The sequence below is a fragment of the Flagellimonas profundi genome, assembly GCF_017313275.1.
GTDB lineage: Bacteria > Bacteroidota > Bacteroidia > Flavobacteriales > Flavobacteriaceae > Flagellimonas > Flagellimonas profundi.
In genome coordinates this window covers 316,312-335,107 of record NZ_JAFLNM010000003.1, presented here as the reverse complement: position 1 = coordinate 335,107, position 18,796 = coordinate 316,312, and the positions used below count along the sequence as shown (strand labels likewise).

The 18,796-nt window shown below is 42.0% G+C and carries 16 protein-coding genes and 1 riboswitch; of the genes, 14 read left to right on the top strand and 2 right to left on the bottom strand.

What is annotated here, in order from left to right; genetic code table 11:
* Window positions 1-69: 69 nt before the first annotated feature.
* From J0654_RS14975 to J0654_RS14910, 14 genes are all read left to right on the top strand, one after another.
* Entirely contained in the window at window positions 70-384 is a 315-nt protein-coding gene (locus J0654_RS14975) for a GIY-YIG nuclease family protein (RefSeq protein ID WP_207029920.1), read from the top strand.
* Window positions 385-426: 42 nt separating this feature from the next.
* Window positions 427-1,593 (top strand): trans-sulfuration enzyme family protein, encoded by a 1,167-nt coding sequence (locus J0654_RS14970; RefSeq protein WP_207029919.1) that lies wholly within the window; start codon window positions 427-429, stop codon window positions 1,591-1,593.
* Between the two features lie 56 nt (window positions 1,594-1,649).
* Window positions 1,650-2,057, top strand: a complete 408-nt coding sequence (locus tag J0654_RS14965) for an RrF2 family transcriptional regulator (protein WP_207029997.1) — start codon at window positions 1,650-1,652, stop codon at window positions 2,055-2,057.
* A gap of 408 nt (window positions 2,058-2,465) precedes the next feature.
* On the top strand, window positions 2,466-3,089 hold the full coding sequence (locus J0654_RS14960; RefSeq protein ID WP_207029918.1) for a phosphoadenosine phosphosulfate reductase domain-containing protein: 624 nt from the start codon (window positions 2,466-2,468) through the stop codon (window positions 3,087-3,089).
* 79 nt (window positions 3,090-3,168) lie between these two features.
* Window positions 3,169-5,259 carry a HEPN domain-containing protein gene (locus J0654_RS14955; RefSeq protein ID WP_207029917.1) on the top strand — a complete coding sequence of 697 codons (2,091 nt, stop codon included), beginning with the start codon at window positions 3,169-3,171 and terminating at the stop codon, window positions 5,257-5,259.
* Window positions 5,252-6,028 (top strand): uroporphyrinogen-III C-methyltransferase, encoded by a 777-nt coding sequence (cobA, locus tag J0654_RS14950; RefSeq protein ID WP_207029916.1) that lies wholly within the window; start codon window positions 5,252-5,254, stop codon window positions 6,026-6,028. The genes J0654_RS14955 and cobA overlap by 8 nt, the downstream gene beginning before the upstream one ends.
* A 48-nt stretch (window positions 6,029-6,076) precedes the next feature.
* Complete coding sequence (locus J0654_RS14945) at window positions 6,077-7,138, top strand: NAD(P)/FAD-dependent oxidoreductase (protein WP_207029915.1); 1,062 nt, start codon at window positions 6,077-6,079, stop codon at window positions 7,136-7,138.
* A 138-nt stretch (window positions 7,139-7,276) separates the two neighbouring features.
* Window positions 7,277-8,038, top strand: a complete 762-nt coding sequence (locus J0654_RS14940; protein ID WP_207029914.1) for an SDR family NAD(P)-dependent oxidoreductase — start codon at window positions 7,277-7,279, stop codon at window positions 8,036-8,038.
* Between the two features lie 141 nt (window positions 8,039-8,179).
* A riboswitch (SAM riboswitch) is annotated at window positions 8,180-8,319 on the top strand.
* Between the two features lie 70 nt (window positions 8,320-8,389).
* On the top strand, window positions 8,390-9,391 hold the full coding sequence (locus J0654_RS14935; RefSeq protein WP_207029913.1) for a homocysteine S-methyltransferase family protein: 1,002 nt from the start codon (window positions 8,390-8,392) through the stop codon (window positions 9,389-9,391).
* A 9-nt stretch (window positions 9,392-9,400) separates the two neighbouring features.
* Window positions 9,401-12,079, top strand: coding sequence for a methionine synthase (metH, locus tag J0654_RS14930; RefSeq protein ID WP_207029912.1), 2,679 nt, complete (start codon window positions 9,401-9,403; stop codon window positions 12,077-12,079).
* 3 nt (window positions 12,080-12,082) lie between these two features.
* Entirely contained in the window at window positions 12,083-13,036 is a 954-nt protein-coding gene (gene metF, locus J0654_RS14925) for a methylenetetrahydrofolate reductase [NAD(P)H] (protein WP_207029911.1), read from the top strand.
* A gap of 169 nt (window positions 13,037-13,205) precedes the next feature.
* Window positions 13,206-14,306: an acyloxyacyl hydrolase gene (locus J0654_RS14920; protein ID WP_207029910.1), complete on the top strand. Its 1,101-nt coding sequence runs from the start codon at window positions 13,206-13,208 to the stop codon at window positions 14,304-14,306.
* 34 nt (window positions 14,307-14,340) lie between these two features.
* Entirely contained in the window at window positions 14,341-15,114 is a 774-nt protein-coding gene (locus tag J0654_RS14915; protein ID WP_237686015.1) for a head GIN domain-containing protein, read from the top strand.
* A gap of 75 nt (window positions 15,115-15,189) precedes the next feature.
* Entirely contained in the window at window positions 15,190-16,260 is a 1,071-nt protein-coding gene (locus tag J0654_RS14910; protein WP_207029908.1) for a serine hydrolase domain-containing protein, read from the top strand.
* Here J0654_RS14910 and J0654_RS14905 read toward each other — a convergent pair.
* On the bottom strand, window positions 16,257-17,708 hold the full coding sequence (locus J0654_RS14905) for a pyridoxal phosphate-dependent decarboxylase family protein (protein WP_207029907.1): 1,452 nt from the start codon (window positions 17,706-17,708) through the stop codon (window positions 16,257-16,259). The two genes, J0654_RS14910 and J0654_RS14905, sit on opposite strands and share 4 nt — an antisense overlap.
* Before the next feature lie 95 nt (window positions 17,709-17,803).
* Window positions 17,804-18,697, bottom strand: coding sequence for a gliding motility-associated ABC transporter ATP-binding subunit GldA (gene gldA, locus J0654_RS14900; RefSeq protein WP_207029906.1), 894 nt, complete (start codon window positions 18,695-18,697; stop codon window positions 17,804-17,806).
* Between the last annotated feature and the right edge of the window lie 99 nt (window positions 18,698-18,796).

Below are 18,796 nucleotides of genomic sequence, written 5' to 3'. Positions count from 1 at the left end.
CGACCATGCCCAGTTATCATATTTGGAATTTTGGTGGCTGAGCGTAGTCGAAGCCACTATAAGTAAAGGATGATTGGTTTTGTCTACATATTGGAATGTTCAGATGGAAGTTACTATACTGGCAGTACCATTGATTTGGAGAAGCGTATAAATGAGCATCAAAATGGTCGCGGAGCAAACCATACCAAAAAAAGGTTACCTGTTAAGTTGTTATATGTTGAGGAGTATTTGAGTATTGCAACGGCTTTCGAACGTGAAAAGCAGATTCAAGGATGCTCCAGATCAAAAAAGAAAGCATTGATAACTGGAGATTTTGATGCGCTACCAAATTTGTCCGAGTGCAAAAACGAGACGAATTTTAAATATTATAAGGAGAAAAAATAATGTGGCTTCGACTACGCTCAGCCACCAAATAAAGTTTAGAAAATGAAAGGCAAGAAATTCGAGACACAGGCAATAAGAACGCAAATGGAGCGCAGTCAAAATTTGGAGCATTCCAGCCCCATTTATATGACTTCAAGCTTTGTTTTTGAAGATGCGGAGGACATGCGTGCATCCTTTGCGGAAGAGAAGCAACGTAATATTTATTCCAGATATTCCAATCCCAATTCGAACGAACTCATTGAAAAAGTATGTAAGATGGAAGGAGCGGAGAATGGTTTTGCCTATGCCTCGGGTATGGCTGCTGTTTTTTCAACTTTGGCCGCATTGCTCGATGCTGGTGACCATGTGGTTTCATCAAAAAGTATTTTTGGATCTACACATACCTTGTTCACACAGTTTTTTCCGAAATGGAATATCGAAACCAGTTATTTTGATGCCAATGACCTATCAACAATTGAAGGGTTGATACGGCCAAACACTAAAATACTTTATGCAGAAACCCCGACCAATCCAGGGGTAGATGTGTTGGATTTGGAAGTGTTGGCAACCATTGCCAAAAAGCATGATCTTATTTTTGTGGTCGATAACTGCTTTGCAACACCTTATTTGCAACAGCCCATAAAATTTGGTGCGGACTTGGTTATTCACTCTGGAACCAAGTTAATGGACGGACAAGGACGGGTTCTGGCAGGAATCACGGTAGGTAGTGGCGAACTAATGGATAAAGTATATCGTTTTTCGAGGATTACAGGTCCAGCATTGTCGCCCTTTAATGCTTGGGTATTATCCAGAAGTTTGGAAACTTTGGCCATTCGAGTGGATAGGCATTGTGAAAACGCCTTAAAGTTGGCGTCCTACCTTGAAGGTCACGATAAAATTGAGTGGGTGAAATATCCGTTCTTAAAATCACACCCGAAACATGAAATTGCCAAAAAGCAGATGAAAGCAGGTGGCTGTGTGGTTGCCTTTGAGGTAAAAGGGGGGCTGGAAGCAGGTCGCGAATTTTTTGATAGTATTCAACTATTGTCTTTATCCGCCAATTTGGGGGATGCCCGAAGTATCGTGACACATCCTGCCTCTACCACCCACAGCAAACTGACAACAGAGGAACGCAATGCCGTTGGTATTTCCGATGGTATGGTGCGGGTGTCCGTTGGTTTGGAGCATATTGACGACATTATCGCGGATATTGAACAGGCTTTGGAATAATGTTTATAGCCTCTAGATTTGAGGGATGGATTGTTAATTTTCCCTATATTCGTATGATGCTCTCAAAGAAGACAAAATACGGTTTAAAGGCGCTTACTTTTCTTGCCAAAGTAAGGGATAGGGAACCCATTCAAATTGCTGAAATAGCTAAGCATGAGAATATATCCCAGAAGTTTTTGGAAAGTATTTTGCTCACCCTTCGAAGAAATGGTCTTTTGGGGTCCAAAAAAGGAAAAGGTGGAGGATATTACCTTATAAAGGAACCCAAAGACATTCTTATGACTACTGTAATGCGCATTTTGGAAGGTCCCATTGCCATGGTGCCATGCGTTAGTCTTAATTTCTACGAAAAATGTGATGACTGCCCGGATGAAGAGGAGTGCTCTGTTCATAAATTGATGCTTCAAGTAAGGGACAGTGCTCTAGAGGTGTATCGAAACAATACTTTGGCAGATTTGCTCTGACACTCTTAATTCTTAAAGGATTTAAAAATGTTTACTGCTTTTTTGGAAATTTCAGGAGCCTATGTCCGTTATCTGTTCTTCAAGTTTGTCAGCTTATTGTTTGAAAAAAAGAAAAAAGATTTTGATTCATTCTTAAAGGAAAAACCAAAAAATCATATCGCCAATACAAATAATGATTTTTGGAATGGAATAGTTGGTTTTCTATTATTTGCTCTTTTACTACTAATTCTCTATTTGATTTTTGGTTAAACAGACTTATATCTTTATCAAAATTTTAAAATGCAATGGATTTTTTTATTAATCTACTAAAACTATAGGATAAAAGTGAGTTTATAGTTTATTTTACTTTTTGTTCTAAAATTAATTTTATTTTTGAAAACTCTAGTAAAACTATAGATTATATATTTTATGGCGTTCAATATTGATTTGGAATATTACAATAAGCAATTTAGAGGGATACCCCCTGAAGAGATTATCAGTTGGGCATTGCAATTGTCAAACAGAAGAATAGTAACAACAAGCTTTGGTAAATACTCTGCGGTGCTTCTGAATACATTCAGTATGGAAGACCCTGATATCAATGTGGTTTGGTGTGATACGGGTTATAATTTGCCAGAAACCTATGAGCATGCTGCATATTTGACAAATTTGCTCAATCTTAATCTTAACACCTACGTCCCTAAAGAAACAAGGGCCTTTACAGAACATCGTTTAGGCTTTCCTTCAGTAGACCAGCCCGAACATGCCGAATTTTCTGAGATTGTTAAACTTGAGCCCTTCCGCAGAGCTTTGGTAGATTTTAAACCGGATATTTGGTTTTCCAACATTAGAATACGACAAACGGAATTAAGAAGCTCAAAGGATATTTTGAGTTATAGTAAAGACGGTATTCTTAAAATCAGCCCTTTTTATTATTGGACAGATGAAGACTTGGATGGCTATTTGGAAGAACATAATTTGCCTAAGAACAGCACATATTTTGATCCTGTAAAAGCTTTAGAAAGCAGAGAGTGTGGCATTCATCTTCAATAGATAAATGAAGTAGATGGATGAAATAACTTAAGATGATTCATATTATTATTATCTATAAAAACGATAGGAAAACTAGATTATGCAAAGTTTTAGAACAGAAATAGAAAACCCGATTGTAGAAAAAGACATCATCGAATTGGAGAAAAAAATTCGCCAGTTCAAAGGTGGAAATATAGATGAGGAAAAATTCCGAAGTCTACGATTGGCACGTGGAGTTTATGGACAGCGTCAACAGGGCGTGCAGATGATTCGTATTAAGTTGCCCTATGGAAAGGTTACCTCCAATCAATTGCTTCGAATCGCCGATGTTTCCGACGAATATTCCAGGGGACGATTGCATATCACCACACGTCAGGATATCCAGATTCATTATGTTGATTTGGAACGTACACCTGAGCTGTGGGCACAGCTTGAAAAGGACGAGGTAACCCTTCGTGAAGCCTGTGGGAACACTGTTCGAAACGTAACCGCTAGCGAAACTGCTGGAATCGATGTGGACGAACCATTTGATGTGTCCCCTTATGCCCAAGCGGTCTTCGAATATTTCCTGCGAAATCCGATCGGACAGGAAATGGGAAGAAAGTTCAAGGTTTCTTTCTCCGCCAGTGATGCGGATACAGGACTTTCCTATATGCACGATCTTGGTTTTATTGCCAAAGAAAGTAATGGTGAAAGAGGATTTAAAGTAATGTTGGCCGGTGGTCTTGGTTCACAACCGCGCCACGCCGATGAGCTTTATAGCTTTTTGCCGACAGATAAAATTATTCCATTGATGGAAGGCGTAATCCGTGTATTCGATAGATACGGGGAGCGTAAGAGTAGGGCCAAGGCCAGAATGAAATTTTTGTTGAAGGATATTGGTTTAGATGGGTTTAAACAATTGTTGGAAGAAGAACAAACAGCGGTTCCCCACCAAAACTATCCCATCAATTTCGAAAACTACCCAAAAGTTAAAGTGGCGGAGGTTGAAATCCCAGAGGTTTCAATCAAAGATCAAGAAGCTTTTGATCAATGGAAGTCAACCAACTTGGTGCCTCAAAAGCAAGAAGGTTATGTTGCCATCGGAATCAAAGTACTATTAGGGGATTTCTACACGGATAAAGCTCGTGAGTTGGCCAAACTGGTACAAGATTATGCCGCAGGTGAGATTCGGTTGTCACTTAGGCAAAACATATTGATACCCTATGTCAAGGAGGAACTGGTTCCTTTCTTTTACCAGGAACTCAAAAAGCTGGGCTTTGCCGAAGCTGGGTATAACAAGGCTCTCGACATTACAGCTTGTCCAGGAACGGACACCTGTAATCTTGGTATTGCCAGTAGTACGGGAATTGCAGATGAGTTGGAAAGGGTTATCAAGGCGGAATACCCACAGTATATCAATAATACGGATGTGGTTATCAAAATCAGTGGCTGCATGAACGCTTGTGGGCAGCACAATATGGCACACATCGGCTTTCAGGGAATGTCCGTAAGAACCAAGGATAAGTTGGTAGCTCCCGCCCTTCAAGTATTGTTGGGAGGTGGAAATTATGGTGACGGACGAGCAAGATTTGCAGATAAAGTGGCCAAGATTCCAAGTAAAAGAGGTCCACGGGCATTACGCCTAATTTTGGACGATTTTGAAGCCAACGGAAATGGAGCATCCTTTACCGATTATTACGAGGAAAAAGGACAACATTATTTCTACGACTTCCTTAAACCTTTGACCGATGTGGATAATTTGACCCAAGACGATTTTATCGACTGGGGTAACGAGGAAAAGTATAAAAAAGAGATAGGTATCGGAGAATGTGCTGGTGTCATTGTAGATCTGGTGGCAACCTTGTTCTTTGAAAGCCAAGAGAAAATAGAAAATGCTGAGGAAGCCATTAAAGAGGGAAAATGGGCAGCAAGTATCTATTATTCCTATCAATCCATTGTGAATTCAGCCAAAGCATTACTGACGGCTGAAAAAGTAAAGACCAATACCCATGCAAGCATCATCAAGGATTTTGATAAGCTTTATGTGGAAGAAGGAAAAATAGCCTTTGAGGGTGGGTTTGGAGAAGTAGCCCTTCAAATAAATAAGAACGAACCATCCGAAGCTTTTGCCAAAAGCTATTTGAAAGATGCCAAAACCGTTTTGGAACGGTTGGAAACGTTCAGAAAGTTAGAATTGGAACATGTATAGAGGAAAATTGACAGTTGTGGGTGCAGGCCCGGGCGATGTGGATTTGATAACCCTAAAAGGAATCAAAACCCTACAAAATGCGGATGTTGTTCTGTATGATGCTTTGGTGTCTCCAGAGCTACTGGAATATGCGCCGAAAGCGGAGAAAATTTTTGTTGGTAAACGCAAGGGGTGCTATTCCTATCAACAAAATCAAATCAACGATTTGATTGTTGAGCGGGCTACCCAAGGATTGTGTGTGGTTCGTTTAAAGGGCGGAGATCCTTTTGTATTTGGAAGAGGAGCGGAAGAGATGGAATATGCCGCAGCATATGGAGTGGAAGTGGCCGTAGTGCCAGGGATTTCATCCTCGGTATCGGTACCAGCATCACAAAACATTCCGGTGACCAAAAGAGGTGCTGCCGAAAGTTTTTGGGTGATTACTGGAACAACCAAGGAACACAAGCTTTCAACCGATGTGGCATTGGCCGCAAAATCCAACGCAACAGTTATCATTCTTATGGGGATGTCCAAGCTTGGAGAAATTATGGAACTTTTCAAGAAAGAAGGGAAAGAAGATACACCAGTGGCCATCATTCAAAATGGCACAACCGATTACGAAAAGATTGGAGTTAGCACTGTTGCTTCTATTGAGGACAAGGCAAGGGAGCAGCAGTTATCCAATCCTGCCATAATAATCATAGGAGAGGTGGTGAACCATCGCCAACAACTCTTGGATGTTCAAAAGAAATATCAAAATCAGGGAAAAGAATTGCTAGAGAAAGTTTAATCAAAAATGTCAGCTCGAGCGTAGTCGAGAGCAATTAAAAGGAGAATTATGATAAAAACAGACATCATTATAATCGGAGCAGGCCCAACAGGATTGTTCACCGTTTTCGAAGCGGGATTACTCAAACTCAAGTGTCATTTAATTGATGCTTTGCCACAGCCTGGAGGACAATGTTCAGAAATATATCCAAAGAAACCCATTTACGATATTCCAGCTTACCCAGAAATTTTAGCGGGTACTTTGGTTGATAACCTTATGGAGCAGATCAAGCCGTTTGAACCAGGATTCACCTTGGGGGAACGTGCCGAAACTTTGGATAAACAAGAAGACGGGTCCTATATTGTGACCACCAATAAAGGAACACAACATCATGCCCCTGTGGTAGTAATTGCAGGCGGACTCGGTTCTTTTGAACCAAGAAAACCTATGATTCCGAATATCGGCCTTTTTGAAAGCAAGGGAGTGGAATATATGATCAAAGACCCGGAACAGTTCCGCGATAGAAAAGTAGTGATCTCTGGCGGAGGCGACTCGGCGTTGGATTGGGCAATCTTTTTGGCCGATGTGGCTTCCGAAGTTTCTTTGGTGCACCGTAGAAATGAGTTCCGTGGAGCTTTGGATTCTGTCGAAAAGGCACGTGAATTGGCCAAGTTGGGTAAGATTCAATTGTATACCAAAGCAGAAGTAAAGGAAATACACGGTAAAGAAGACCTTCATGCAGTTGTAATAAAATACAATGATGAAGAGAAGGAACAAACATATGTAGAGACAGATTACTTTATTCCTCTGTTCGGATTGTCCCCAAAATTGGGACCACTGGGTAACTGGGGCCTGGAAATCGAGAAAAACGCCATCAAGGTAAACAATGCCAAGGATTACCAGACCAATCTTCCAGGGGTGTTTGCCATTGGTGATGTCAACACCTACCCAGGTAAACTAAAGTTGATTCTGTCCGGATTTCACGAGGCGGCCGTTATGTGCCAGTATGCCTATCAAATCATCAACCCGGATAAACGGTTTGTAATGAAGTATACCACCGTAGGAGGTGTACAGGGATTCGATGGTTCCAAGAAAGAAGCAAAAAAAGAAGTCGTACAGAGCATCAATTGATATAAGTTGTTTTTAGAAGCTGAAACACCTTCCAGAAGTAATTTTGGAGGGTGTTTTTTGATTTAGGGAAATATCATCCTAAACCTTAAAAAAGCGAGACTAACCATTACATTTGTTTAAAATCAAAATATTTGGGAAATGACAACAACAAAGATTGCTTTGATCACGGGAGGCAGCCGTGGTCTGGGCAAGGACATGGCCTTGAAGATTGCAAACAAGGGAATTGATGTGGTCCTTACTTATCATACCAACAAAGAAATGGCCGAAGATGTAGTGGCGAATATCCAAAAATTGGGACAAAAGGCACTGGCCCTACAATTGGATACATCGAACGTTACAACTTTTGATGCTTTTTATGAGCGATTGGCAAAGGGCCTCAAAGAGGTGATGGGAACTTCCAAATTTGACTTTCTTGTCAACAATGCGGGAACGGGAATCTATGAACCATTTGTTTCAACTACTGAAAAACAATTTGATGAGATGATGAACATTCATTTAAAAGGTGTTTATTTCCTCACACAGAAATCACTTCCGTACCTAAATGATGAGGCCAGGATCATCAATATATCTTCGGGATTGGCAAGGTTCAGCCTTCCAAATTCGTCGGCCTATGGAGCCATGAAGGGAGGGGTGGAAGTGTTCACCAGATATTTGGCCAAGGAGCTGGCCGATAGAAAAATAAGGGCTAACGTGGTCGCACCAGGTGCTGTGGCAACCGATTTTGGAGGAGGAGAGAACAAGACCAACGAGGCCAAGCGTAAAGCCGTAACCAATTTTACGGCACTGGGAAGGGTCGGTGAGCCGGATGATATCGGCGGTGTGGTCGCTTTCTTGTGCACGGAAGATGCCAAATGGATCAATGCACAGCGTATCGAAGTATCGGGTGGTATCATGATTTAAAAAAATCACATAATCAAACTAAAAATTGACTGAGCGATAAATCCAATTTTTATTGTTGGTTTTCTAAAAATTCAGGGGCTTTTTTTGCTTTTGACTCAGGAGTGCCGTTTCTTTGCAGTTCAGTTCATTTATAAATTGAAAGTGTTATCAAGAAAGGTGGAGGGATTGGACCCTGTGAAGCCTTAGCAACCCTCGACTTCGAGAAGGTGCTACATTCTACCCTTGTCTTGAATTTTTTCAAGACCTTTAGGAAGTTTAACCTGTAAGGGGAAGGATAACGAACGAATACAGTACCGTATCCACACACCTTTCTTGATCTTACTACATCCTTTTTTGAAGGGAAATTGTACTATGGAAAAAATTGAGGACATATTGAAGAAACGGATTTTAGTGCTGGATGGAGCCATGGGCACCATGCTGCAGCGCTATAAATTCAAGGAAGAGGATTTTAGGGGAGAGCGATTCAAGGATTGGCCAAGTGACCTGCAAGGGAACAACGATTTGTTGTCCTTAACGCAACCCGAGGCCGTAAAAGAAGTCCATCGGAAGTTTTTGGAAGCCGGGGCGGACATCATCGAAACCAATACCTTTTCGGGTACTACCATAGCCATGGCAGACTACGGCATGGAAGAATTGGTGTATGAACTGAATTACGAATCCGCGAAGATTGCAAAGCAAGTAGCCGAAGAATTCACACAAAAGAATCCAAGCAAACCAAGATTTGTGGCTGGTAGTATTGGTCCGACCAATAAGACCGCCAGTATGTCCCCCGACGTTAACGATCCAGGTTTCCGTGCCATTTCTTTTGACGAACTGCGTATCGCCTACAAACAGCAAGTGGAGGCCCTGCTCGATGGCGGTGCAGATATTTTATTGGTGGAGACCATATTTGACACACTTAATGCCAAAGCCGCACTTTTCGCTATTGAAGAGGTAAAAGAAGAACGAAATATTAAAGTGCCCGTGATGGTCAGCGGTACCATTACCGATGCATCGGGAAGAACGTTGTCCGGGCAGACCGCCGAAGCCTTTTTGATTTCCATTTCCCATATCCCGATTTTGTCCGTAGGTTTCAATTGCGCCTTGGGAGCCAAACAGTTGGTACCCCATTTGGAAGTGGTTTCAGCAAAGTCGGAATTTGCAGTTTCTGCTCACCCTAATGCGGGACTGCCCAACGCCTTTGGCGAGTATGATGAAACACCTGAGCAAATGGCTGTGCAGATTAAAGAATATGCAGAAAAAGGATTAGTGAACATTGTTGGAGGATGTTGCGGCACCACTCCAGAACATATTAAGGCCATTGCCAATGTGGTAAAGGATTATGAACCTAGAAAACTTCTGGCCCCAGCATAGTTTAAGTTTATGGCAACGAACAACGAACAACGATATCTAAAACTCTCGGGCCTCGAACCCTTGATCGTAACCCCGGAAAGCAATTTCATTAATGTGGGGGAGCGTACCAATGTGGCAGGTTCCAAACGGTTTTTACGGCTGATAAAGGAAGAAAAGTTTGATGAAGCACTGGACATTGCCCGCGAACAAGTGGAAGGTGGCGCCCAGATCATCGACATTAATATGGACGATGGTCTGATCGATGGCAAGGAGGCCATGGTCAGATTTCTTAACCTGATCGTTTCAGAACCCGATATCGCCAGGGTTCCCATTATGATTGATAGTTCCAAATGGGAGATCATTGAGGCGGGGTTGCAAGTAGTGCAAGGAAAATGTGTGGTCAACTCCATCAGCTTAAAAGAAGGGAAAGAAGAGTTTGTACACCATGCCAAATTGATCAAGCGATATGGTGCTGCAGTGATTGTAATGGCCTTCGACGAGGTAGGACAAGCAGATACCTACGAACGCCGTATTGAAATTGCTAAGCGTTCCTACGATATTTTGGTCAACGAAGTAAATTTCCCTCCCGAGGATATCATTTTTGACCTCAATATTTTTCCTGTGGCCACAGGAATGGACGAGCATAAAAATAATGCCATCGATTTTATCGAGGCAACCCGTTGGGTACGTAAAAACCTGCCCTATTGTAGTGTTAGTGGAGGTGTGAGCAATGTTTCTTTTTCATTTAGGGGAAACAATCCCGTTCGTGAGGCCATGCATTCAGCCTTCCTGTTCCACGCCATTAAAGCGGGTATGAACATGGGAATCGTAAACCCTACCATGTTGGAAGTATACGACGATATTCCCAAGGATTTGTTGGAACACGTAGAAGATGTGCTGCTCAATAGGCGTGATGATGCTACCGAGCGCTTACTGGAATTTGCAGAGACCGTTGTGGGAACGGCTAAAGAAAGTAAGGTTGATCTGTCTTGGAGGGAAGAACCGCTTCAGGACCGTATTACCAGAGCTTTGGTGAAAGGTATTGACCAATATATTATTGAGGATGTTGAAGAAGCTCGTCAACAGGCTGCCAAACCTTTGCAAGTGATCGAGGGCAACTTGATGACAGGAATGAATGTGGTCGGAGATTTGTTCGGAAGTGGAAAAATGTTTTTACCACAAGTAGTGAAATCTGCGCGGGTAATGAAAAAGGCCGTGGCCTACCTGACCCCCTATATTGAGGCATCAAAAGACAAAAACACCAAGGCAGCGGGAAAAATACTGATGGCTACCGTTAAAGGAGATGTGCACGATATCGGGAAAAATATCGTGAGCGTGGTTCTGGCCTGTAACAACTACGAAATTGTGGATTTGGGAGTGATGGTACCCCCCGAAAAAATCATCAATAAGGCCAAGGAAGAGCAAGTGGATATTATTGGTTTGAGCGGATTGATAACCCCATCGTTGGATGAAATGGTGTTTTTGGCCAAGGAAATGGAGCGTCAAAACTTTGAAGTACCTCTTTTAATCGGTGGTGCAACAACAAGTAAGGCGCATACAGCGGTTAAAATAGATCCACAGTACAGTAATTCCGTAGTGCACGTCAACGATGCGTCTAGAGCGGTAACGGTAGTTGGCAATTTGCTTCAGGATGAGACTTCGGTCAAGTATAAAAAATCCATCAAGTTGGATTACGAGAGCTTTAGGGATAAGTTTTTAAAGCGTGGAAAACAAAAGGAGTACCTGACCTTGGAGGAAGCAAGGAAAAACAAACATCAAATCGATTGGGATCCATCCGATATTAAAATACCGAATCAGCTCGGCATTGAGGTCTGGGAAGATTTTGATTTGAACAAATTGGAAGCATTTATAGATTGGTCCCCTTTCTTCCGTAGTTGGGACTTGCATGGTAAGTATCCGGATATTTTGACCGATGAAGTGGTCGGAGAGCAAGCCAAAGAACTGTTTGGGGATGCCCAAGTACTTTTAAAACGTATTTTGGATGAAAAACTACTGAAGGCCAAAGCCATATTCGGGTTGTTTCCTGCCAATCAAATTAATGAAGATGATATTGAAGTGGACAAGAAAGGAAAAACCTTTATTTTTAGAACGCTTCGCCAACAATTGAAAAAGCGCGAAGGAGTCCCCAATATTGCCTTGGCCGATTTTATTGCACCAAAGGATTCTGGAATTCAGGATTACATCGGCTGTTTTTGTGTAAGCACGGGATTCGGTACGCAAGAATTGGCTGCTGAATTTGAAAAGAACCACGACGATTATAATGCGATTATGATCAAAGCCTTGGCGGACCGATTCGCAGAAGCTTTTGCAGAGTACCTGCACAAAGAGGTACGGACAAAATTCTGGGGTTACGCCATTGACGAAAACTTGGACAATGATGCATTGATCAAGGAAAAGTATCGCGGAATCCGACCCGCGCCCGGCTATCCCGCTTGTCCCGACCATTTGGAGAAACTTACCATTTGGGAAATGATGCAGGTAGAGGAAAAAATTGGTGTTAAGCTCACGGATAGTTTGGCCATGTGGCCAGCTGCCAGTGTTAGCGGATACTATTTTGGTCATCCAGAGGCCAAGTATTTTGGACTCGGTAAAATAAAACAAGACCAAGTTCAGGATTTTGCCGAGCGAAAAAATATAAAACTGGAGGAAGCCCAAAAGTGGCTTGCTCCCAATATTGTTGATGAATAAGCGATGAAAATTACCGATCACATAAAAAAAGCCAACGGAGAAACCCTGTTCAGTTTTGAAATCGTGCCTCCCGTAAAAGGGAAGAGCATTCAGGAGTTGTACAATAACATCGACCCTTTGATGGAGTTCAAACCTCCGTTTATTGATGTGACTACTTCTCGAGAGGAATATGTCTACAAGGAAAAAGATGGGCTCTTGGACAAAAAATTGACACGAACACGTCCTGGTACGTTGGGTATTTGTGCTTCCTTAAAGCATAAATACGATGTTGATACCGTGCCCCATGTGCTTTGTGGTGGATTTACGAAAGAGGAGACCGAGTATCTTCTGGTGGACTGCCAATATTTGGAAATAGAAAATGTAATGGCACTTCGCGGGGACGCCCGAAAAGAGGAGAAGTATTTTACCCCCACCAAAGGTGGACATCAATATGCCACCGAATTGGTAAAGCAAATACAGGATATTAACGAGGGCAACTATCTGCACGATACTATAGAATCAAATGAATTAAGTAGTTTTTGCATCGGTGTGGCAGGCTATCCCGAAAAACATATGGAAGCCCCATCCTTGCAATCCGACCTAAAACGCTTAAAGCAAAAAGTGGACCTGGGAGCCGATTACGTGGTAACCCAAATGTTTTTCGACAACCAAAAATTTTTCGATTTTGTTAAGGCAGCCCGCGATATGGGCATCAATGTCCCGATTATTCCCGGGATTAAACCGATAGCCGTAAAGCGCCATTTGCAGCTGTTGCCACAAGTGTTCCGGGTAGACCTTCCACAAGATTTGATTGATGCTGTTGAGGCCTGTGAAAACAACAAAGAAGTACGTCAGGTAGGAGTGGAATGGGCCATTCAACAATCTAAGGAATTACGAGAAGCAGGTGTGCCCGTATTGCATTATTATTCCATGGGAAAATCAGATAATATAAAGGCAATAGCCAAGGAACTTTTTTAAAGATGCCATTCTGAGGGAGCGTGGCAACCGAAGAATCTCAAAAAAATTATACAGTAGACCTGTACTAGATAGAATAGATTCTTCACTGCGTTCAGAATGACAAAAAATTAATCCTTTTTGCTTTTTTAAGATGAGTGCAGGTGTTTTTAATTTCCTACTTTAGTGCCCCATGAGGTACCTACTTAGCCTATTCCTGTTTTTGACTGCATTTTTTGGGAGGTCCCAAACTACGGATGCTCCAAAAGATTTTGTGCTGGATGTGAATCAGTTTTACGGTTCCATACTTTTGCACAACCCGGATATTTCCCATTTGATTACGGACCACCCTGGAGGAATTATATTAGGGGTTAGCAGAAAAACCTATGGACATAAAGAGTGGGAAGCCGATTTTGGATATCCGGATACGGGCTACACTTTTGTCTATCAAAACACCAATAACGCTACATTAGGAGAGCTTTACGGTGTATATGGCCATTACAATTTTTATTTTTTTAACCGAAACTTTCAACTTAGAATAGCACAAGGATTGGCTTACAGTACCAATCCCTATCATAAGGATGAAAATTTTCGAAACAATGCCTACGGGAGCCATATTTTAAGCAGCACCTTATTGATGATGAACTATCATAAGGAAAACCTCTTTGCCGGTCTGGGAGTGAATGCCGGATTGTCTTTAATCCACTATTCCAATGCTAATTTTAAGGCACCCAACACCTCTACCAATACATTTGCATTTAATGTGGGCTTGACCTATAATCTTGATAAGTATGCAGCTTATGAGTATGTAAAACCAGAACCTAAAGAAAAAATCAAGGAACCCATCCGTTATAATTTAGTGCTTAGGGGTGGAGCTAACGAAAGCGATGTGATCAATATGGGGCGATATGGTTTTGCCATTGTTTCTGCCTATGCGGATAAGCGTTTGGGAAAACGAAGTGCGATTCAATTGGGAACGGATATTTTCTTCTCTAACTTTCTAAAGGAATTGATTAGATATCAAGCAACATCGTTTCCTGAATTGGATGTGGCACCCGATACGGATTATAAAAGGGTAGGGGTATTTTTGGGACATGAACTCTTTGTGAACAATTTGAGCGTAATTGCCCAACTGGGATATTATGTCTATTATCCTTTCGATTTTGAAGGTAAGGTCTATAACCGAATCGGACTAAAGCGATATTTTGGTGATAAGATATTCGGGGCCGTAACCTTAAAATCGCATGGAGCCAAGGCAGAGGCCATTGAATTTGGAATAGGTGTAAGATTATAGTGTAAAGATGTTAGAAGATGGAAATTTATATAGATTGAATAGCATATCGAGCGCAGTCGAGAGGTACTTTTCGTTGGCTATTTTGCTATTGCTGGTTGCCTGCAATGGTGATAACGTGCCCGATTGTTTTCAAAATGCAGGTGAGATGGTTCGCCGTCCAGTGGATGTTTCACAGTTTAATTCCATTACAGTTTTTGAAAACCTGAATGTAGTTTTAAAGCAAGGCGATAATCAGATGGTTGAGGTGGAAACAGGAGAATACCTCTTGAAAGATGTTTCAGCTGTGGTGGAGGACAATCGCCTTGTACTTAGAAATGAAAATAGCTGCAATTATGTTCGGGATTATGGTTTGACTACGGTGTATGTTACCTCCCCCAATATTTCCGAAATACGCAGTAGTACTGGATTGCCCATTACCAGCGATGGTGTCCTTAATTATCCCAGTCTAAGTTTGGTATCGGAAAGCTTTAATAATCCTGAAGCAGAGACTACGGACGGGTCCTTTGATTTGAATTTGAATACTTCCACAGTTCGAATAGTGGTCAATGGAATCGCTTATTTCAAGCTTAAAGGAACCACCGAAAACTTTAACGTAACGGTGGCCGCTGGGGACTCTAGGATTGAAGCGGAAGAATTGGTCGCAGAAAATGTGATCATCAACCACAGGGGCTCCAATGATGCGATTGTCAACCCACAACAAAGTTTAAGTGGTATAATTCGTGGAACAGGAGATGTGATAAGCGTAAATCGACCTTCGGAAGTAGCAGTTGAGGAATTGTTCAATGGTAGATTGATATTCCAAGATTGATGTTGCTTCAAACTATGACATAAATCCTCAGACCCTTTCATATTTCTCATTAATTTCGAAGTTAAAATCGAATATTTGGGTAGTTTTTTTACATATATCAGAAACTTGTTTGCCCCGTTGCCAAAGGTGAAATCTTTGGAAGGATTGCACGGTGTGGAAAAAGCCAATGTTCTTTTCAACAATCTTGTGGCAGAAAAAAAAGTGCCCGGTCTGGCTGTGACCATTTTGGATAAAGGAGAAATATTACTTCAAAAAGGATATGGTTTTGCTGATATTGATAATAGAATTAAGGTACATCCCAAGGATACGGTTTTTCGCATCGCAAGTATTTCCAAATGTATCACGGGATTGGCCCTAGGTAAAATGGTAGAGGATGGTATTGTGGATTTGGACGAATCTCTTTATACCTATGTACCTTATTACCCCAAAAAGAAATACGACTTTACCCTGCGTCAATTGGCTAGTCACACTGCGGGAATTCGGGGATATCGTGGAAAGGAATACGCTTTGAATCAAGAATACTCCATCAAAGAAGGAATAGAAGTCTTTAAAAATGACCCCTTGTTTTTTGAACCTGGCAAAAGCTACCTCTACAACAGCTTTGATTTTGTATTGCTGTCCCTGGCCATGCAAGAGGCAAGTGGCACTCCATTCCCGGACTATGTTAAAGAGCATATTTTGACACCCTTGGGATTAAAATACACCTTTTCCCCAGAGGGTTTGGATTTCAGTTCGAAAACACGGTTCTATACCAAACGCTCTTTGTATTTTCAAGAGGCTGTTCAGGTTAACAATACTTATAAGTTGGCCGGAGGAGGGTATTTGTCCACTTGCGACAATGTGGCTACACTGGGGCAAGCTATTTTAGAGCGAAAATTACTCAAGAACGAAACCTACGAACAGTTGCTTACTTCCCAAACCATAGATGGCAAACCGATATATTATGGTCTTGGGTTTCAGGTGAGTCAGGATTCAAAGGGTAGGCCGTTTGTTGGTCACGTTGGTAACAGTGTAGGAGCTTACACCAATCTTTTTGTGTACCCTGGACAGAAAAAAGTTGTAGCTATCCTGATCAATTGCACCGACCCAAAGGTGAAACCAATTTTGGATGAGGCCATTGATGCTCTTTTTGAAGTTATGTCTTAGACTTTGCTAGCCAATTGCTCCTCAATTTCGAGTGCATACTTTTTGCAAAGGTCAAAGGTGTCGGTAATGTCCTTCATGGTTGTTCTTGGATTGATGAGGCACATCCGAAGCACGATCTGTCCATTTAAAATAGTGGTCACCAGCATGGCTTTACGTGAATCCATAACTTTTCCCGAAATGTACTGGTTAATCTTGTCCAGTTCTTTCTCCGAGTATTTTTTGTTGATGGGATGGTACCTGAAGTTGATAACCGCCAAGGTAGCTGGATACACCACCTCCCAACTTTTGCTGCCCCGAAGCATTGTTTCCACTTCTTCGGCCAAATCAATATTATATGTAATGGCATCACGGAACTCCTTTAAACCAAAGGTTTTTAGAGACATGTAAAACTTCAGCGCTCTAAACCTTCGGGTTAATTGTATCCCATGATCGTAAAAGTTGATTTCCGAGGTATTTCCTTCGATATCCCTTAAATATTCAGGTTTTTCAGTAAAGGTATGGCTCAAGTTTTTGTGGTTTCGCACCAAAAGGCAACCCATTTCGTACGGCTGGAAGAACCATTTATGTGGGTCCACGGTCAGTGAATCGGCTTTTTCAATGCCTTTCATTGCCTGTTTGCCTTTTTGGGATAAAATAGCGGCTCCGCCATAGGCACCATCAATATGGAACCAGATATCCTCTTTCTTGCATATTTTTCCCAATTCCACCAATGGGTCCACTGTGCCTGTATTAGTGGTTCCGGCAGTGGCAATCAAACAGAGGGGGTAAAGTCCTTCCAATCTATCCTTGGCAATACAGTTTTTTAATTTGTTTACCGAAAACTTGAGCTCGCTATCCGTAGGAATGATCCTGATCTGTTCTTTTTTAAAGCCCAGCACGCGAATGGCCTTAATGTTGGATGAGTGCGCTTGATCGGATAGATAAATAACGGCCTTGGAGAAATCATCACCACACTTTATCCTTCGGGCGGTTGCCACAGCGGTAAGGTTGGCCATGGATCCTCCACTGGTAAAAATGCCTCCCCCTTTTCTCTTTGGGAAACCAAAGATCTTCAACAACCATTGAATGGTCACGATCTCCAATTCTGCCGCAGCGGGACTGGCAGCCCATCCACCGGAGAAGATGTTGTAACCTGTGGCCAAAGCATCAGCCATTACACTAACATAGTTGCTAGGGCCAGGAACAAAAGAAAAGGACCGAGGGTGGGCCAAATTGGCGCTGTTGGTCATCACCTTTTCCAAAACAAAATCGAGTACATGGGTCGGGTCGGAACCTTTTTCAGGTGCCTCTTCCAAGAACAAAGAGTCCATTTCCTCCCGAGAGCCAAGGGCTACAGGTAATTTTTCGTGTTGGTTGGCATGGTGTTCCACTATGGCATCAACAACTTGATACCCATAACTTTTCATTTCTTCTTTGGAAAGTTCCAATCTGGCGTTGTTCTTTTTCATAGGGCCGTTTACTTCTGAACTGCAAAAGTACCATATTTGAAACGGTTTTCCATCCATTTCGGATGGTTGTTCCATCTGTTTGGATAAAAGGAAAGTTAGGAAGTAAGTTCTGTGAACAAGCTCTCCAGATTTTTGTTCTTTCTGCTGAGCTGAAGCGTCTTAAGTTTGTTGTCGTGTGCAAAATCGAATACAGCGGGCCGCATGTCTTTGGAAGTGCCAAAAGTGATTTCGTAGACAAAACCACCTGTATTTTTTACTTTGGAAACATTGGGCATTTGTTGCAGTAATTGTTCTTCTACGCGATAATCAAATTCCACCTCAATGATTTGCTCCTCGGCTTCACGGAGTTCCTCCAGTTTTTTATCGGCCACCAATTCTCCTTTGTTGATGATGATTACCCGGTCGCAAACGGCTTCCACTTCTTTCATGATATGTGTGGAAAGTAAAATGGTTTTTTCTTTTCCTATTTCACGGATCAGTTTTCGTATTTCGATCAATTGGTTGGGATCGAGTCCCGTAGTGGGCTCATCGAGAATCAAAACTTCCGGATTGTGCAACAGGGCCGCCGCAAGTCCAACCCGCTGGCGATAGCCTTTGGATAACTGCCCAATTTTTTTGTGGGCCTCGGGAGACAGTCCTGTTTGTTCGATGACATCATTTATTTTGGACTTGTCCACTTTATAAACATCGGCATTAAAGGTCAAGTATTCCTTAACGTACATCTCCAAATACAACGGATTGTGCTCTGGCAGGTAACCAATGCTTTTTTGAACGTTCTTTTCCGCGCTCAACACATCAAAACCATTTACAGCGGCTTCACCTTCATCTGCTTTGTAGTAAGTGGTCAAAATCCGCATCATAGTGGACTTTCCTGCGCCGTTGGGACCTAAAAAACCGACCACTTCACCTTTGTTGATGGTGAACGAAACATTGTTCAATGCTTTTTGGGAGCCAAAGCTTTTTGTGATGTTTTGTACGGTGATGGACATTCAAGATAAATTTAATGATTCCAAAAATACACTTTTAGATGCTTTAATCCTTCAGTTTCAAAAGCAAGGATTTTATTCTATGAATCTTTTCAAAATTAT

Bases quoted from the DNA above. Each gene is read 5' to 3' on its own strand.
- J0654_RS14975 (WP_207029920.1), top strand. From the start codon at position 70: ATGATTGGTTTTGTCTACATATTGGAATGTTCAGATGGAAGTTACTAT.
- J0654_RS14970 (WP_207029919.1), top strand. From the start codon at position 427: ATGAAAGGCAAGAAATTCGAGACACAGGCAATAAGAACGCAAATGGAG.
- J0654_RS14965 (WP_207029997.1), top strand. From the start codon at position 1,650: ATGCTCTCAAAGAAGACAAAATACGGTTTAAAGGCGCTTACTTTTCTT.
- J0654_RS14960 (WP_207029918.1), top strand. From the start codon at position 2,466: ATGGCGTTCAATATTGATTTGGAATATTACAATAAGCAATTTAGAGGG.
- J0654_RS14955 (WP_207029917.1), top strand. From the start codon at position 3,169: ATGCAAAGTTTTAGAACAGAAATAGAAAACCCGATTGTAGAAAAAGAC.
- cobA (WP_207029916.1), top strand. From the start codon at position 5,252: ATGTATAGAGGAAAATTGACAGTTGTGGGTGCAGGCCCGGGCGATGTG.
- J0654_RS14945 (WP_207029915.1), top strand. From the start codon at position 6,077: ATGATAAAAACAGACATCATTATAATCGGAGCAGGCCCAACAGGATTG.
- J0654_RS14940 (WP_207029914.1), top strand. From the start codon at position 7,277: ATGACAACAACAAAGATTGCTTTGATCACGGGAGGCAGCCGTGGTCTG.
- J0654_RS14935 (WP_207029913.1), top strand. From the start codon at position 8,390: ATGGAAAAAATTGAGGACATATTGAAGAAACGGATTTTAGTGCTGGAT.
- metH (WP_207029912.1), top strand. From the start codon at position 9,401: ATGGCAACGAACAACGAACAACGATATCTAAAACTCTCGGGCCTCGAA.
- metF (WP_207029911.1), top strand. From the start codon at position 12,083: ATGAAAATTACCGATCACATAAAAAAAGCCAACGGAGAAACCCTGTTC.
- J0654_RS14920 (WP_207029910.1), top strand. From the start codon at position 13,206: ATGAGGTACCTACTTAGCCTATTCCTGTTTTTGACTGCATTTTTTGGG.
- J0654_RS14905 (WP_207029907.1), bottom strand. From the start codon at position 17,708: ATGAAAAAGAACAACGCCAGATTGGAACTTTCCAAAGAAGAAATGAAA.
- gldA (WP_207029906.1), bottom strand. From the start codon at position 18,697: ATGTCCATCACCGTACAAAACATCACAAAAAGCTTTGGCTCCCAAAAA.